Annotated in this window: 11 protein-coding genes; all 11 read right to left on the bottom strand. The window is 36.5% G+C overall.

Annotation, left to right across the window (positions count from 1 at the left end; genetic code table 11):
* Nucleotides 1–2,781, bottom strand: a 2,781-nt coding sequence (locus FcAc13_RS05365; RefSeq protein ID WP_187755187.1) for a toxin VasX, incomplete at its 3' end; no start/stop codon positions are given.
* Nucleotides 2,782–2,796: 15 nt separating this feature from the next.
* A complete protein-coding gene (locus FcAc13_RS05360; RefSeq protein WP_187755186.1) occupies nt 2,797–3,705 on the bottom strand; it encodes a hypothetical protein in 909 nt (302 codons plus the stop codon).
* Nucleotides 3,706–4,499: 794 nt separating this feature from the next.
* Nucleotides 4,500–5,075 carry a tail fiber assembly protein gene (locus FcAc13_RS05355; RefSeq protein ID WP_187755185.1) on the bottom strand — a complete coding sequence of 192 codons (576 nt, stop codon included), beginning with the start codon at nt 5,073–5,075 and terminating at the stop codon, nt 4,500–4,502.
* Between the two features lies 1 nt (nt 5,076).
* The gene (locus FcAc13_RS05350; RefSeq protein ID WP_187755184.1) at nt 5,077–6,471 is read right to left on the bottom strand and encodes a phage tail fiber protein; all 1,395 of its coding nucleotides are present in this window, start codon (nt 6,469–6,471) and stop codon (nt 5,077–5,079) included.
* Entirely contained in the window at nt 6,468–9,023 is a 2,556-nt protein-coding gene (locus FcAc13_RS05345; protein ID WP_187755183.1) for a host specificity factor TipJ family phage tail protein, read from the bottom strand. The genes FcAc13_RS05350 and FcAc13_RS05345 overlap by 4 nt, the downstream gene beginning before the upstream one ends.
* Nucleotides 9,007–9,426 (bottom strand): NlpC/P60 family protein, encoded by a 420-nt coding sequence (locus tag FcAc13_RS05340; RefSeq protein ID WP_187755182.1) that lies wholly within the window; start codon nt 9,424–9,426, stop codon nt 9,007–9,009. The genes FcAc13_RS05345 and FcAc13_RS05340 overlap by 17 nt, the downstream gene beginning before the upstream one ends.
* Nucleotides 9,419–9,931 carry a hypothetical protein gene (locus FcAc13_RS05335; RefSeq protein ID WP_187755181.1) on the bottom strand — a complete coding sequence of 171 codons (513 nt, stop codon included), beginning with the start codon at nt 9,929–9,931 and terminating at the stop codon, nt 9,419–9,421. The genes FcAc13_RS05340 and FcAc13_RS05335 overlap by 8 nt, the downstream gene beginning before the upstream one ends.
* Before the next feature lie 2 nt (nt 9,932–9,933).
* Complete coding sequence (locus FcAc13_RS05330) at nt 9,934–10,410, bottom strand: hypothetical protein (protein ID WP_187755180.1); 477 nt, start codon at nt 10,408–10,410, stop codon at nt 9,934–9,936.
* Nucleotides 10,411–10,469: 59 nt separating this feature from the next.
* Entirely contained in the window at nt 10,470–11,294 is an 825-nt protein-coding gene (locus tag FcAc13_RS05325; RefSeq protein WP_187755179.1) for a phage antirepressor N-terminal domain-containing protein, read from the bottom strand.
* A gap of 235 nt (nt 11,295–11,529) precedes the next feature.
* Complete coding sequence (locus tag FcAc13_RS05320; protein WP_187755178.1) at nt 11,530–11,973, bottom strand: hypothetical protein; 444 nt, start codon at nt 11,971–11,973, stop codon at nt 11,530–11,532.
* Between the two features lie 53 nt (nt 11,974–12,026).
* Nucleotides 12,027–15,077, bottom strand: a complete 3,051-nt coding sequence (locus FcAc13_RS05315) for a tape measure protein (RefSeq protein WP_187755177.1) — start codon at nt 15,075–15,077, stop codon at nt 12,027–12,029.
* Nucleotides 15,078–15,092 lie beyond the last annotated feature (15 nt).

Below are 15,092 nucleotides of genomic sequence, written 5' to 3'. Positions count from 1 at the left end.
GATCCCCTCCAGTGAATTAAAACCTAACTCACCTTGCTTCATTTTAAACACGCCACCATGCCATTCGAATTCACTACTGACTGAATTGGACATATCAAAAATATCAAAGGTAAACGCTTCGGCACTTTTTTCACTTAACGCATAACTACCATCTCCCACCTTGCGCTGCTCGGCTATCGAAGCCAGTAAGGCGACTGCTTCGCTATCTTGACGCTCTAAAAACACGCGCGGGCGACTCGACCAATGACGAATAAAATCACTGGCTTGATTCATCGGCACTGTCACCTCACCAAAGTAGGCATAAGTTTTATTAAACACCATCATACTTTCGCACAACAGGGTTTTAAATGCTTGTTCATCCATATTGCCGGCGCCATCCGTTGGCCATGCGGGTAACGTCATCGCTTGCTCTATGATCACTTGATTGGTGTTTTTTCGGTTAATCTGATCGCGTTGTTGTGCCACTCCCGCCATCGCCTGTTGAAGAAGGATGCCATATAATTCACTAATGATACGCCCTTTCCTTTCACAAAACAGTATATCAAGATCAGCGGCACTCTCTTTTATGACCGTGGCCAGCGCGTTATTTAAGGTTTTGTCGTCGTTGGCTAATGCACTGTTGTTATCTTGTGCTAAACGCGCCTTAACCAACAGATGCCATAAACTTTTTTCACTATGGTTATTAAAGAGTTGATAAAATAGACTCGACCGATCACCTAATAACACATCCCATACTCCATATTGCTCGGTTAACGGTATGCCACCCACCACATTAAAATCAATCATGCAGATAAAATCTTGTAAATAACCTAAATGATTGTTTGAGCCGTTTTGATCACTCTCAATTTGCCAAAAAGGAATTTGATTTACCGTATTTAAATTCGGGAAATAGGGTGAAGGTTGCTGATTAGCGCCAAATAACCAGCCCAAGTAGTTGAAATAGTCTGTTGAGTATTGATGTATCGTATTGGCAATACTGGTGAAGTATTGATTATCGTGTTTAATAAATTCCTTCAATACACTTTCATCAATATGCTTATTTAATTTATCTAGCTCCCGGTTAAGTTCGGCTTTACCCTCGCGTGATATTTCGGTTGCGGATTTAAATACCCACACTTCAAAACAATTTTTAGAACGGTTATAGGGTTTCGCTTCTTCCGCTGCAATTAAACGTGATTTTTCTTGCTCGCTTATCTTAATTTCGGTATATAAATCGGGTCGATCTAAATAGTATCTGCTGTTATTATGCCTAACCGGAATGCCATGTTCTGTTATTTCATTGTAATTAAAAACCCGATGATATTTATATGCTTCCTGATTATGATAATAAGCAGTTAACTGCCGCTTATAATTTTCAATCATCTCAACCAATTTACGCAAGTGAAATGATTTTTCAGAAAAATAATCACGATAACGCAAATAAGGCTGTAGATAGAACGATGAGGTTTCATCATACAAATCATCAAAATAGGTCAATTTATCTAATGGTGCTTGAGCCTTATCACTCGCCGGTTCATCTAGCGTTGTTTCCGTTAAGACTTCATCCTGTTTGCCATAGAGTTGTTTAGCTTCCTCGGGATAGTTATCATAATAATGATTAATAGCTTGTTTAATTAACTTATCCAAACGGTCAATATCTTGTTGGCCATTAATACGCTCCTGAAAGATTTCTGCGGTTTTTAAATTAAAATCTTCAGCGCTTCTATCCATTATATTAATGATTGGATCTACATATAAGCGGCGCTGTAAACACAGCTCTTCTGCGATAGCAAAAGGGTCATCAATAACAACCGCACTGATTTCGGTGTTATTTCTACCGGCTAATTCCGCGGCATGCTGGAACAATTTAAACACCAAATCCGTGCCACTCGTGTAAAGTAACGTTGAACGTAAGACATTACCCTTGAAACTATTAAATTGGTGGGCCGTCACAAAACTATCATTGGTATATTTGCGGGTGTTAAGCGCTTCTTTAAGCGTCTGGTCGCCATCAATATGGATCATATATTGTGGCGCTAATTCAAGCTCCATTAATTTTGGACGATCGAGACGCACTTTACTCACACTATATGACGTAGGATCGAACTCTTTAAATGGAAAACAGCGAGATGGTGGCAGCGTGGTTGCTAATACACTCGGTATCGAAACGTTACCTAAGGCTTCTGGCGAGGGCGCAGGCGTACCAAATCCCCCTAAATTGATCACACTAAAGCGCTGTAATTGACGTATGTCACCGTTATTAGCCGCCAGACGATATTTATCAAGCGCGCTTTGTGACCAGGCTCGGCGAGAGTAACCAATATAACCAATCCCCGAATAGCGTGAGCGATCAATATTAATAAATACCCCTGGAATATGATCGTATTTGTCATGACATTTTTCGGGAATTTCATGAATATTGTGTTCAATCATATCATTAATCGATTTATGACGATACACTCCCGACGGGGTGACCTCATAAGACAAATAACGATAAGTTTTATCTTGTTCTTGCAGTAAAAGATAGACGTAGCCAGTACGTAAGGTTCGGTAAGCATATTCGTAAGTAGCGGATAACGATTTTTCATTAGGCCCTAAACTGATAATATTTTGCGACCAATTAACATCTCGATAGCCCTTTGGCACAATGGCTTTTCGGACTAAAAACAATGGAAATCCCATCCGTTGGCAAACACCACAGCCACCATCGGCTAATGCCGAACTTTTTTCAGCTTCGTTATATAAAATTTGATTGTCAAAATGATCATCGGTTTCATGATTATGTTGTTTTGTATTCCCCATATGTAACACCATTCCTTATTGCGACAAGTCTAAAAAACTTGATTTATCCACTAATTTAAATTCATCTGCCAAACTGCCTGGCGCGTTGATTGCGTTATCAATCGCTTGTTGTAATCGTTGGTGCGACGATAAGTCACCGTATCTCAGCGTCATTAACGTAAATAAAGCCCGATCACCACTGTGCTTTAATCCCCGACGGCTCGCATTAAGATAGGCATTGGCCACCCTCATTAAGGTATTTTCATCGCTGGTTCGCCCGACTTGCTGGCAGTAACGCTGCCAGGATAAGTAGAGTTGGAACAAATGCCGCGCATTTTTTTGATATAACTGCGCCGGCTCCGACATAAACAGATCAATACCCGCCGGCAAAGGATCAGGTCGTTTAAGCTGCTTTAACTGCCCTTGCAGATCTAAATAATAGTAGCTGTCACTGAAATTTAAGATTGACGGTAACCATAATGCACTGATTTGATTGGACTCATGTAAGAGTTGAAAACGAAAAGGCTCATGAAAAGGTAAAAAGGACAGTTGACAACGCTGACCGATAAATATGCCAACTTGCACCAAAAGTTCAGCCACCACTTCCGCGGGTTGTTCACTGACAAACCAACTGCAAATATAACGTTTAGTCCGCATTAACTCTAGCGTTGCTTGTATCACGCTGTAGTGAATAATTTTATCATCCAATGCCCGATGTGGCTTAGCAATGTTAAGCAGCTGTGGACAGGCTTCGGGTGAATGAGCTAGATCAGGACGTAGTACCGTCGTTATCGCGTTACTGCCCAATCGCTCGGTCATATTATCAAGATGCATAAAATCGAGTTCACTGATTGATGCTAAGTTGTCAATTAATAGATAACGGTATTTTTTACGATTCGCCTCATTATCTAGTTCGGTGAGTAGCTGTTGTATTGGAAGTTGCACATTCTGTTCCTTTATTTATTATTATACGAATAAACAGTTTCGATAGATTTACTTCATTGAATCAATGAATGCTACAAGTTGATTATGAAAGAGTCAATGAGAATATCTACATATAAACGATAAGCTATTCTTGATTAAACGTTAGATGTGAAAATACAAATAAAAAACGTTATGCAAAATGAATATCTTAAGCGCATTTATTTCGATAATAATTGAAATAGTATGCATATTCCGATGGAACAGAAAAACGTCAATAATTTAGATTGTAGGATAACTATTGAAAGTCATAAGATTGAAAATGGTGGCCCCTACTGGACTTGAACCAGTGACCAATCGATTATGAGTGGCACATATTATTATTTAACGTGTTTTTAATTTATTAATATTCAATTAGTTATGAGGTTAGCCAATTTAAAATATGTATATTTATTCACTATTTTTTGTTATTTTTAACAAAGTTTACGGCACAAATACGGCACACTAATTTTTGCGATCCACTTCCCAACCTTTCACTTCAATTCACACTCCAGAAAAATATTAGTTTATGATGAATAAAACTAACTAATCTTTCATAACATGATAACAATAAACTACACAAAAACAATTTACATACTAACCGATCCTGATAACGATTCAATTTACGATTGCGAAAATGATTCGTACCTGCTTTTTCCGTCATGCGATATATACAACGACTGGTGGTGTTTTTATAAAAACGATAGATTAAACAAAGTCGGAATTTTTGAATCGTATCAAGATGCAGTTGAGTATGTTAAGTTGAAGATTGATAGCGTTTAGTTATTCGGCTTTTCAGGAAACAAGGCATTAACATCTGACGCATCAACACGAGTTAATAATATACGATATTTTTTCCATGCCTTTAGTTGTTCATCTTCATTACTTTCTTGCATATCAAGGTCAATAATATCTTGGAGCAGTGATATTTGGTTCACTGCCTCTTGCATTAATTCAGTTTTTAATACTTCATTCTTAGCAATAATCTGAGAGATATCTCTAACCCACGTACCTTTTTTAGATGCAATCCAATCACCTTCCGACGGGCGATCTTGTTTCATAACGGCCCAACCATCTAAAACTATCGGATCTTCTCTTGCTTGCCAAGTATTAATATCACTGGGGATTGTTCCGTCGGGTAAAGTATAATAAACTTCCTCACCTACTTGGACTTGCTCAGTGATAGCTTCCTGAGCCATTACAATCTCACCATCAATCTCTTTTTCAACATCTTTTATCGATTCTTTATTTTCATAAATCGGTTTTCTCACTGCAATTTTCACATCGTCAAACTGATTGATAAAATGAATTTCACATTCATTAGTATCAACTTTACCTAAAATTATTTTTTTCATATTAATCTCCTAATTTGATTACACGAACTCTGTACGGGGCCGAGTAGATATATGATTTATTATCCCACGGAGTACATCCGTAACTAGGAAGTTTATCGACAAGCTGGGTAGACCCAGCTTGGATGACTATTTTATTATCATTAAGCAAGCTTGCTACTGCGCCAGAACCGCTATATGTAGAGTTTAGCGCCGCCCATTCTCCGTTCACATTAATTTCTAAGATTGCTAATGCATTTCTAGTTTTGAACGGATTATCTATCACAATTCGAACGGATTTGTTCAAAATTGGAAGATTGGTCGCGCTACCACCGGGATATAAAACGACCGATTGAGGCGCGTATTGATTTATATTTGCTGTTGTGATGAATTCTGCCCAGTCACCAACTTTTTTATCATTTTCAACTGCTCGCGCAAAAAGTCTTATCTGTTCAGTCACGTTGTTTGTTGAAACAAGTTGCATACCGTAGCTGTTATTCGTACTAAATGACTGAAAGCCACATACACCGCCATTAACCTTTGGTTTATCGTCATCAGTCGATGCAATTGCAATGAAAGCACTGCCCGTCGGTCGATTCGTGCTTGACGTCGTCATTGCTTTTGTGCCAATGCCGTAGTCACCGATTCTTAAAACTTGGACTCCACCAGAGCTTACCCCGTGTTGAAAATTGGCATGCCCCGTTGTTGCATTGATATAAAAAGGGCGAAGATGATTAAATTCACCATCAGAATTATTTTTATCAGTAAATAAAATCCAAAACCCTTCCCCATCAAATCGAACCAGGGCAGAAATATTTTTAGCTATATTCTTTAGTCGAAATGCGTTATTACTCTCTATTGTGAGAGTTTTTTTAACGACATCGTCTTCTTTTACTAATTTAATGCCATTTTCATAAAAACCACCTTTTGCGTTAACTGTTCCTGTGCGACAGTCAATAGAGACTGTGTTATTTTGAGGTTGGCCATCCAACGAATACAAAGGAGAAAACCCGACCGCCCACCAACTAGCTATCGTCATATTCGAAGTGCCGCCAAGATAAGGATAATCAATACCATTAAATATTGCCCATTGATCTGAGGATATTATCGATTTATCCCCTAGCCCTTCCTTCCATTTTTCGACCGCAGGAATTTTATCAACAACAGGTGCTTTAGCTTTTATCGTGCCAGTTACGGTTCCGCCAGTATTTGGAATATATCTTTCACCATTTTTTATGTTATTTATAGTTTGATCAAGTTCACAGCTAAGATGATGAATTGTTTTTATTTTATTCCCGAATCTATCACTTGTGTGACTATTTTTGCTGTTTGTAAACTCATCAATAATGATGGTGTTATCATTTAAGTCTGCTAATGCATTTGAAGGACATGGATTTTTGGTATTTTGTCTTGCTGTCATATATTTTCTCCGGGCGAAAAAAAACCGCTTTCGCGGTCATATTCATATATTCTACTATCGTAATTTACAAGCTTTATCTTGTATGTTCCATTGTCATTATATATTTTTTCTGTTAATAGAAATTCAGTTGGTTCAGATGAGATTGTTTCTGTGATGATAAAGATTGACCCCATTTGGATATTGATGTTATCAGCGACATAAGCAGTCGAATAATCAGCAGTAAATGAGTTATGAGTGTGAGATTTAATGTTAATCCAGTCGCTGGGGTAACCGCCTTTATCTGTAATTGCTACTCGATAATTTTTGCTAGGATCTAACTCTAGTTCTTGGTCTACATAAAACGTATTATTATTGATGCGAACAATTTCACCGCTTATAATTGTTTCATCATATGAATCTGACCATAAAACTAAATCACCTTTATTAATAAAATTGGCATCATTAATCACCTCATCTTCAATAAAGGTGCGTTCATAAATTAGTCGTCTAATTTCAAGCTGTGCACGATTCATTGCTTGGTCATGATTCCGGCAACCTGCTAACTCTATTTTCAGCGGACGAAAGGCTTGTCCACTAACAATCTTATTATTTTTAATTTTTAAATCAATATAAGTTTTTTTATCTGTTCCACCAATCTGATCTTTACTTGAGTCTATATATTGAACTTGAATGCCGTCATATGTGGTCGGTAAACTTGACTTTTTTTGTATCGTCCCACCATCACTTGAGCTGACAGTGTTCAAAGCATTAAACATAGCTACAGGGCGTAATTTTTCTTCATTTCGCGCAAAGCGTAACTTTTGACCATCTCTATATGCATACACGCGCGCGGCATTGCATATTGTTTCAATGCGTTGACCGAGTGAAACATCAATATCATCAAATGAAAAATCAAAATAACCCAGACGTTTGTTAGTGTTTTTAATACTTTTATCGATTTGATATAAAGAATCTAAATCAAGTTCAGTTGGATCGCGCTCGTAAACTGAAACATATTGATGTAAAAGTGCATCAGCAAACGATCTTGATGGATTGAGACTGTGATCTATTTCTTTAGTGGCAGCGTTATATGTGATGGTTTTGCGTGTCGCTTCGACATTGAACTTAAGTTCTTTTAATGATGTTGCTTGCGATGTTGCACGAGTTTTAACATAAATTAATGTATCTTTAACCTGATAGTTATAATCATAATCAACAATAAATACATTTTCTACTTTAACCTGATCGGTTAAATCCCCCTTACCGTTATTTAAACGTCCAATAATCATGGCGTATTTACTTAACCCACCTTGCGGAGTGAGTTTAACGGTAACATTTTGCGGTTCGTACGTATTTCTGGATATATTATAGTTTTGCGCTTCACGTGTTCCTGCGATCTCATTACCAAAATCATCTACTTGCCAGAAGATAAACTTTAAGTCAACATTACCTTGAAGCCCCCGTTGAAAAACCAAATCTACCCAAAGTTCGGTGCCAGATTCTGGCAAATGAAAAGCATCAGTATAAGTCCCACCCATATGTTCAATTTTTAAGGAATTAGTAAAAATTTGATAATAACTAATTTTTTGGGGTTTTCGTTTTAAATTATAGTCTAATAATTTTACGTGCGATAAATACAACATAGGTTGTTGTTTATCATTGTATTTTATTGAATTTAATACACCGCTTAATTTCATATTTACATTTACGCGGTTGATCCCGTTCGCATATTCGTGATAGATGACTCCTGGAGTTTTGAACGTTATTGAAATAGGTTTAATTAAATTTTCAAAATATGCGATATCGCTTTTCTCAGGTAGCGTTATAATTGAATCTATATTCTGAGACGGGTAACTTATTGACGGGGAATAACTAATAAATTTGCCATAATCTACTGTATACAACTCCTCATCTGCTAAATTTATCGGCGTTAATTCTTGCCCGTTAACTTCAGCGCTTGGGAATTGATAACGGACAGTCGGAATTATATCGCCTGGCTTATAAGCTGTGTAACTCGTTCCGGCTATTTTATCAAGTAATGATTGGTCATATTTAAAGTTTTCTAATTGATATTCACCAACCCCAACACAAAAAAGATGCTCAACATATTTAATATTATCAATGTATTCTGTTCCGGCCGGATTTACAATATCTGGGTATGAGCGCACACATCCGTAAATATCAGGCTTTGCTTGATATAATCGCGCGATATTTTTTTGCCCGGTAAGTTTGTTGTTGGAGCTGTCTTTTTGTTCCCCCGTTGCGTTTGGGGTTTTGGGGGTTGGCGTTAATGCGTATGCAACGACAGCGGCAATAACTGCAACGATAAGGCTTACAACGACTGACGCTTGTTGACGATTAATAATTACAACTTGATCAAAAACAGTCACTTTTCTTGATAAATCATAGACAAGTGGGTCGATTTTCTCATTATTGACATATATGTCTGTTACAGTGTTGTCAAAACCGTTTGGAAATTTATTGCGAATATTTTGAAGAAGTGAAAGAGAGGTGTCGAGTTGATATATTTCTTTTTCGGTCAGTCCGTTAGGGTCTTTATGATATATCAGCATATTGGTAGTACTCCACTTTTGTATAGGCTTTTTCTATTGCTTCCAGCTTGTTATATTGAACTTGTCCGCCTTGAATTTCATTTCCTTTAGCGTGCAACATATGATTATCTATCACAACTCCCACATGAGACGGAAGATCACCAACATAAGCAAGAAATACTGCATTATTACTCTTTTCGCATGGTTTCCAGTTTCTAATCGATTCCGGTATAGCCTCATTCTGGATTGTCGTATTCTTTGATTGATAACCTGTTATTTTTTTTAGTTCAATCCCAAGTACGTGCCGATAATAAAGAATCACCAGCCCCCAACAATCCATTTCATCAAAAGTACAGGCTCTATCAACCCATTTCGTACCAATCACCTTTTTGACAAATTCATTAACTGTCATTTTTTTATGCATTTGCAAGACCTCTATATTCTTCAAGTGTATAAATTGGGTTGCTGTCGGCATTTCTTGGTTTTGATAACACCATTGGATTATCATCGCATGCCGTTACTTGTATAGTACTTCGATTAAATCGAACCCCGTCTTCTGAGACGTATAATGAATAGCGATTAACCGGTTTATTCATTGATAACTCATTATATTGCTCATAAATCATAGATATAGGCTCTTGCCAGCCAAAAGGAGTTATTGAGTTAATAATTTTTTTGAATTCATCACCGACGTGAATGCGTGAAAACTGTAAACTTAATTTTGGCATTAAATCGGACCCCTGGTTTGGTAATGTTATTTTTGCAGCTACGGGAATAAATTCATTACCAGCAAACACTAAAGGCTTAAATTGATTCAAGACCAATCTCAATGGCACTTCAAACTCCGGATGATTAAAGGTTATTGTGTCATATTCTTCAGCAGGGTTCTTCTGTGTGAAAAATTCACGTTGTTCTTGTGATATAGTCATGTCTAACCTATATTTTTCAAATTGATATTTATGATCTGATCTAACTGACTACGCGCTTTATTTGAGTAATAATTCTGATAGTCGATAATATCAAGAGGTATATAATCTGGCGGTCCATAATTATTAATTAAAATCTTTGCACTGTAGCTCCATTGAAGATGATTATTTCTTGTTGTGTTCAATAGTGAATCGGGTAAAAAACGACAATTCAATGTTTGTGAAGTATCCCATTCGGTCGCCAATTTTATATCAAATGGTAAAAACCCTTTTTTTAAAACGTTATTAAACCAATGTAAAAAAATTTGTGCTTCATAATCTAATAGAACAAAACTAATATTTCTTAAAATTGGCTGTTCTTGCGCTATACGTTTGAAATAGAGTTTACCGCTTCGTGTTTCTACTGTTGAAAACTGAGCTTTTTGTTGCCTTGAATATGCACTTAGTTGCACTGTTTTTTGCTCTAATGGATAATCATTCATTATCACTCCTGTTTTTAGATAATAAAAAACCCGCCAAAGCGGGTTAATACGAATTGCAATTAGCAATTATGCCTAATTGCTGGTAATACCCTATGCCAACTATCAATAATATTTTTAGGCTGAATATGGTCAGTTTCTCTTTTTATAATCGATCTTGCTTCATTCAATTCACGTTTATAATGAAATGCCATTGAATGAAAATTTTCAGCATATTTAGATGCAATCGAATCTAATGCCGGTGTAATTAAACATATGAAATGATGCATCCTATCTGTAATGCAATACAATCGACTTAATTTATACAAATCTTCTTCAGATAATCCACTTCGTGAATGCACACTACCCAACCACTTAATTGCCTCATCAAATTTACTGGCTGGTAAATCTTGATAGCGAGGTATTTTAAATTGCTGATGAAACTTTGAATAAACCGCTTGATGTCTTTCACCTGTTTGATAAACTCGCTCACTTACTGCTTGTTGAATTTCTTGTTGTTGTTCGAGTGAAATTGTATTAGGGTATTGTTGTGCCACTTTTGGCATAAAATGGTTATAAAGTACATCGAAACATTCTAATTGATATTGTTCTAGTGTTGCTCTAATTTCTGGTTTTACCCGACTAGTTTCAATACCGAAAAGCCAACCGTTGATCATTGAAATTGGCAAACAAATGTACTCTTGAGTACCACTTTTAGAGGGTATTGTCATCATGACAACACCTTGACTAAGTACATGATGACGTTGAATTCTTTTGAATTGTGCTGCCCAATTTAACCCTATATTTTCACATACTGGTTTCATTGCGACATACGGTTTATTTTGGTGATTAAGAACGATTAATTGTTGATTGTGAAACTGAATTGTTTCTAATTTTATGTTTGACATGCTATATCCTTTGTTTATTTTTTTGAGATTATTACCCATTTAAATGGGTGTCGAGAGGCTCAAAAGCCTAACAAAGAAAGGCTGGAGTTATTCCCCTAAGGTATTTTATTCCTCGCCCTCTCGACATTGAATTTTAGACGTAAAAAATCCGCATGCTATCGGGGCGGTGTCCGCTTTGTTTAGGTTTTGAGACCTGAACAAAAATATACAATCAAATAACTAGCCTAGTCAATAGTTATTTTATTCTTGTGCAAGTTGTTACTTCTTTGCTTCTGATATCTATTACATTTGTCGTATTTGAATTTTTTTTAAATTCTGATGCAATTACATATCTATATTGATCATTGCTTATTTTTTCAAGCTTTTGTTGACCAGTAAACGTACTGTCATCATTTAAAATTTCATGCGTTGGATTACTATTAATTTTGTCAACATCATAAAGCTCTTGCTTATCTCCATCATAAACATGATATAATTTGCCATCCATTATTTTATACGTTCGAATGTATTCACTTTTATCTACAGCATCACCATAACTTTCTTCACGACCACTATCCATTCTTTCAAATGATTCCCAATTACAACGCCAATCACCGACGAGATACTCTTTAGTAACTTTATCATCACCACAGCCAGTTAAAATAAACCCTATCAACCCAAGCAATGCAATCTTTTTCATGCCATTCTCCTTAAATTTTAGGTAATGGTATAAAATTTATCATTTAATATCAATTACAATTTAGATTGAATATTAGTCGAATTTGACATCGCGCGCCAAACATCCCCCGTGTGACTACTAATATCATTAGCGACTTCCTGTTTAGCTTGCTTGACTGCTGTTCTGACAATTTTATTTTCGTAATCGATTGATGGTTTACTGACTTCAACACCACTTGCATAGTTTTCTACAATAAAATTCCATTGTATATTTTGACCTTGATTGGAAGTGATTTGTCGATTGCTTAATACCTTTCCGTTATCACCTGGTATTAAGTATTGCCTCCCACCCTGCATAAGGATTTCAGGTTTATTATCCTCACCCACACGATACATTGAACCTGCATATGTTGGACCACCGTTTTTACGCGCTCCCCCGTAACTCATCGATGATATTGCTGATATTATTTGAGCGCCCTGCGTTGCCGCTTGAGCATATGCTGCAATATTTGTTGGGTATGGCGCAGTACTAGCATTTGATAAAGCTGTTTGTAAATTTAAAGCTGCATTTGCAACTGCAAACCCTTTGCTAATAGCAAAAAGCGCTTTATACGCTGAACTTGATTCACCAGCAAAATTTTTGGTTAAATCAGCCATCCCCCCAAACATATCACTTGATGCAGAAAGCATAGCAGATACATTAGCCATTTTGTTTTTTAGTAAATCATCTTCTATTTTTTTCTGTTTATCTGCTGCATTCTGTTTTGCAGCTACAATTGCATCATTGTATTGTTGCTCACTCAATAACCCCTGCTCATGCGCTTCATTTATCGCAAGTTGCTTTTCTTTTAATTCATTTTTTAAAAGTTCAACTGGATCAGCTCTACTATCAATTTCTTGTTTAGCTATATCCATGCCATTTTTTGCTAAATTTAGTTGATTTTGTTGTTCGATTAATAGTTTCATTTGCTCAATTTGAGCTTCATTAGATAACAATTGTTCACTATTACTAGAATCTAAACCAAGTGCTTGTATAGCTTTTAATTCGTTTGCTTTATCAATAAGACCTTGTGCTTCACATTTAGCAATTTGTAGCTCTACAGATAAATTTTTAATAGATGCTTCAGTATTACTTATTGAAGATGCACCTTGCTTCGTCACACCCCAGAGCTCGGATAATTTCATAATTAACGGTTGAATTTCATCCGGCAAACCTTTTATGCTATCGTTAAATAATTTGCCATTTTTAGCCGCATTTAATATAGCTGACTGATATTTCCCAGCACTATCTCCGAGCGATGATAAAAGGGTTTGTGCGACATACGCCTCTTTATTTAGTCCTTTCTGTTTTAACTTTGCTATTTCTAGTTCTGCTGAGAGTGATCGTATTTTTTCATCTAATTTATTTCTAGCTGCTTCATCTAAACTGTTTGCTAGATTTTTACTTGCTTCAGCTACTTTATCGATAGAGTTAGCAGTTTCATAGTTTTTTACTATAACTTCATCCGAAAGATCAACTAACTTATTACGACCTTCAATCATCACGGCTAATATTTTTTCTAGTGATTTTTTTTTCGCTTCTAATGAGGCGTTATCACTGAATACATTTCTCCTTTCTTGTTTATTAATCCGTAACTTACTATTAATATTTTCAATGTCTTCTATCTGTTTTTCAATTGCCTTATTTTGATCAGCAATTTTCTGCTTTAACTCATCGGCAAACGCTTCTCTTTGTACTTTAGATAAACCTTTATATCTTTCTACTAACGCTGCTACTTCATCAGTTAATTCTAAAGCTTTTTGTCTAGCTTCTGCGGCTTTATTAGACCAAGTTATTAATGCGCCAGCAACTAAAAACAATATCCCTGCTGGACCGCCTAATAACGACATTGCTGAACGCAAACCATTAGCAGCAAATGAAGTCGCTTTCATTGCTGTGTTTAACCGTGCTTGCGCTGCTGTTTCATTGTTTACTGCTGCGGTTAAGGCGTCAGTATTAGCTTTTAACTGTTTTCTAATAGCATTTCTTGTTTTTTCTGTTTGTGCTAATTTTAGCTGTGCAGCTAGTGACTGCTGAACCGCTCTTAAGTGAACAACTTCAGCTTGAGCTTGTTGTAACGCTGCTTGTGCTGCTGCTTTTTCAGCTTGAGCTAGCTTTATATCATTAATAACTTTTTCTGCACTCTGCTTAGTTGCACTAGCTAATGATGTAATGTATTTCCCTGCATAGATTGCTGCTAAAGCGCCAACGCTAGTCATTAAAATATCAACGTTCTGAGACATTAAAATTAGCGAATCAACGAGCAATTTAGTCGCACCTGTGGAGTTATTTAATTCACCAAGATATTTTTTAAGATTGTTGGTTACACGATTAATGCCGTCAGTCACAGTATTGCGCATGTTATTGGCTAGTGCCGCGGTTTCTTCTTGAGCGTTGATTATCGCTTCAGTAAATTGCGACATTGACAATTTGCCCTCAGAAGCCATTTTACGGACTTCTGATTCTGTTTTATTTAACTGTTTACCGAGAGTTTTAAGAATACTTGGCATTGCATTGAAAACTGCCATTGCATCAATACCGGCGAGCTTACCTTTCATCTGCGCTTTGGTTAATGCATTTGTAGCCGATTCTGCGCTCAGTGAATTTGTTTTATTGATAGTCATTAAGTTAGATAATGTATCAATATAAGATAAAGTCCCTTGTGTGCTATAACCCAGCTCACTCATAGAGTTAGAAAGACGGATATACAGCTCGGCCGACTCTTCAATTTTTCGACCGTTACGATCTGAAGTAACTAAAAGTTGATCTAAAATATCTTTAGTTTGTGACGCTGTTGCGCCTGTATTTTGTATACGGTCTTCTAGCTCATTCCAGCTCTGAGCATACGCAAGAATAGTACTAGACACTAAAGCAGCAGATACAGCCTTAGCAATATTTGTCAGTTTACCAAGAGAATTTCCTGCATTTTGAGAAGAGGTCTCTAATCTATCTAACCCTCTAGAAGCTCTTAAACCACCACCATTTAACTCCTCTAGTTCTCTAATTGCTCGTCTGGAATTTTCAAGTAACTCTTTCATTTCAAGGGAAACCGTGTAAGTAATATTCCCATCTGTATGTTGCGCCATAATTCACCCATAATA

The organism is Frischella japonica, assembly GCF_014489845.1.
Taxonomy (GTDB): domain Bacteria; phylum Pseudomonadota; class Gammaproteobacteria; order Enterobacterales; family Orbaceae; genus Frischella; species Frischella japonica.
This window is presented reverse-complemented; position numbering and strand designations above follow the sequence as displayed.